General features: G+C 36.0%; 3 protein-coding genes. All 3 read left to right on the forward strand.

The window, feature by feature from the left end; genetic code table 11:
* Window positions 1-121: 121 nt before the first annotated feature.
* Complete coding sequence (locus ACEW8U_RS19600) at window positions 122-1,183, forward strand: putative zinc-binding metallopeptidase (protein ID WP_373523753.1); 1,062 nt, start codon at window positions 122-124, stop codon at window positions 1,181-1,183.
* A 179-nt stretch (window positions 1,184-1,362) separates the two neighbouring features.
* Window positions 1,363-2,085, forward strand: a complete 723-nt coding sequence (locus tag ACEW8U_RS19605; RefSeq protein WP_373523754.1) for a hypothetical protein — start codon at window positions 1,363-1,365, stop codon at window positions 2,083-2,085.
* A 374-nt stretch (window positions 2,086-2,459) separates the two neighbouring features.
* Window positions 2,460-2,747: nucleoside hydrolase-like domain-containing protein (locus ACEW8U_RS19610; protein ID WP_373523755.1), on the forward strand; the 288-nt coding region annotated here is incomplete at its 3' end.

Consider the following 2,747-nt stretch of genomic DNA (forward strand, 5'->3'; position numbering starts at 1 on the left):
CAGTTTGTAGACTGATTTGAAAATAATTACATAAATCACAGAATCCTTCCATTCTAAACATAAAATCGATTAATTTTTCATTATATCCTTACTAGAAGTGTTCCCTTGAAAAATTCCATCCATGCAGGTTTTTAAATGTGATAATTGTAGTCAACCGGTGTATTTTGACAATACCCATTGTTTAAAATGTCAAAACAAATTAGGTTTTGATCCCATCCAACTTAAGATGGTTTCCATGCATCTTCATCAAGATGGATCTTTAACCGAATCTATTTCTGGTAAAGGCTATCACTATTGCAGCAATCAGCAATACGGAGTCTGCAATTGGCTAATTCCAAACGAAATTCCTGAGAAATTCTGTGTTGCTTGCTCCCTCAACAGAATCATTCCGGACTTATCAAAACCTGAATACCTATCGAGATGGAAAGTGATAGAACTGGCAAAGCACAGATTGATCTATGCTTTATTGAGGTGGGGATTTCCCGTAATCCCCAAATCTGTCAATTACGAAAAGGGATTGGCATTCAATTTCAAATCTGATTCCGCCATGCCTGATGGCCAAAGGGTGATGACAGGTCATGCCAATGGACTGATTACCATGAACATCGCAGAAGCTGATGATGTGGAAAGAGAAATGGCTAGAAACAATATGGATGAAGTTTACAGAACAGTTTTAGGTCATTTCAGACATGAGATAGGACATTATTATTGGGAAAGGCTAATTGACGGCACAGAGAACCTACCAAAATTCAGAGAAATCTATGGCGATGAAAGATATAGTTATCAGGAAGCTTTGAATCATTACTACAAAAATGGAGCTCCTGCTGATTGGTCCCAAAATTACATCAGTGCCTATGCCACCATGCATCCGTGGGAAAGTTGGGCTGAGACTTGGGCACACTACATGCACATGGTAGATACCTTGGAAACCGCCTATTCCTATGGTTTGTCCATAGACCCTAATATCGCCAGGAAACTAGAGGTCAAATCTGCGGTCATTGACCAAAATGCCTATTTCTGCAATGACTTTGAAACCATATACCAATTATGGCTCCCCTTGACTTTTACCATGAACAGCCTGAATAGAAGTATGGGCGCAAAAGACCTGTATCCTTTTGTGATCAATGCTTCTGTAAAAGAGAAATTGATGTTTATCCATCAGGTGATTCATGGCGTGGGTTAATTTTAGATTGTGGAATTTAGCTTTTATTGGATAGAATTTAGACCTGATTTTTTGGAGGGTAAACAATGTTAAATGGTTCATAACCAACCATGAGATTTTTTTTGGGGAAATTTAAATCATATACTTATTTTATTTACGTTTGCAGAAGCTTTTCAATTATCCAAATACATATTACCTATATGAAATACATATTTCCTTTTTGTTTGCTATACATTGTATTTATCTTTTCATTTTGCTCTACAATAGATACGGCAGTAGAAGAGGATTTTCAAGAGTCATTAAGACTGCCGATGGATTCTATTTCTTACTATATAGATGGGGTTCATTATTCCCTAACCCAAAGCACCACTTCGGGAGTGATGAACGCATCTATCCATTCTCGAGAGAATCCTGAATATTATCACCCTGACTCAGTTTTATTAGGATCCTATTGGGGTTGGTATTCAAAATCTTATAATTCTTTTAAATTCAATACAAAATTTGGCTTAGGGGAAAAGTTTCATAAAGACTCGAAAGAATTGGTGAAAGGTAATTTCTTAATATTAACAAATGATCCCCTACACCTATATAGGAAGCCAAATTATGAATTTGTTTTGGATTTCGATAGGCATTATGATGAAGATGGTGTCACAATTTCTCATTCTACAGAGGAAGGAGGATATTTTCAATCCTATGATATGGAACATAGATCTTTTCCATCACAATTGCCCAATGATAGTCACGCGGATTCCTATTGTAGGGTAATTGATATAACTACAATTGAAAAATATAGTGTTGTTGAGTTAGAGTTTGAGGTAAATGTATTTCGGGGATACACCAAATGGTCCGGCTATCCAAAGGAAACCCTTCGATTAGAAAATGGATATGTTCGTTTGATAATTCAGAATAAAACTATTTGGTAAACACATTGATGCCAATTGTAAAAAACGGATATTTACCTACCTTTTCATCACTTACTTAAACCCTAACCAATCAATGGGATGTTAGGAATAAACTTAGTTAAGGGATTTTAGTTCCGGCTTTTTTCCATAAAAACAACTTACCAAACACTAGTTGTATTTTTCCCAATAGTTAGAAAATCCGCCATTTTTCGACTTGCGGAAATTTTAAAAATCACTGTTTATCTTTTAGATTTAAGGAATAGAAATTATTGATTTATTTCTCCTAATGTGAGGAATATAAAAAAGATCTACCTAAGACAAAAATCATTTGTAATCTTTACTGAGTAATGATAAAGCAATTATTCCTTATAGTTTGCCTAAGCATATTCATGGGCATGTCAATCAATGTCGATGCCCAAAAACCCAAAATAATCGTTTCTACAGACATTGGAGGAAGTGATCCGGATGATTTTCAGTCAATGGTACATTTGCTGGTCTATGCGGATAGATTTGAGATTTTGGGTTTGATCAGTTCCCCTCCTCATGATGGCAGGGTTGGACATATTTTGGAGGCCATTGATGTTTATGAAAAAGACTATCCTAAACTACAGCGCCAAAATACAAGTTTCCCTGAACCTAATTACCTAAGACAGGTCAGTAAACAGGGAGCGACAGCACCACTA

This window comes from Aquiflexum sp. (assembly GCF_041751335.1).
Taxonomy (GTDB): domain Bacteria; phylum Bacteroidota; class Bacteroidia; order Cytophagales; family Cyclobacteriaceae; genus Aquiflexum.